The following is a 303-nucleotide window of genomic DNA, read 5'->3' as shown; positions in this document are numbered from 1 at the left end:
CTGAACGGCGCGGACGAGATCCATGGCGATGCTGGCAATGATCTGCTGTCCGGTGGCAATCTGGACGACACTCTCTTCGGGGGGGGCGACAACGATACGCTGGATGGCGGCAACGGGTCGGACCACCTCGATGGCGGAGACGGCGACGACCTGCTGGGTGGCAACACCGGTGCAGACAGTCTGGATGGCGGGATCGGCACTGATACGCTGGAAGGTGGCGCGGGGGATGACACGCTGACAGGCGGGGAAGGCGACGATCTGCTGACCGGTCTGGACGACGCCGATACCTTTGTCTTTGCCGAC

The 303-nt window shown here is 64.4% G+C and carries 1 protein-coding gene; it reads left to right on the top strand.

Annotated features, from left to right (window positions below):
• A partial coding sequence (locus Q0903_RS19715; RefSeq protein ID WP_299418057.1) for a calcium-binding protein occupies nt 1–303 on the top strand: 303 nt, incomplete at both ends.

It is taken from the genome of uncultured Sulfitobacter sp., from assembly GCF_947502895.1.
Taxonomy (GTDB): Bacteria; Pseudomonadota; Alphaproteobacteria; order Rhodobacterales; family Rhodobacteraceae; genus Sulfitobacter.
This window is presented reverse-complemented; position numbering and strand designations above follow the sequence as displayed.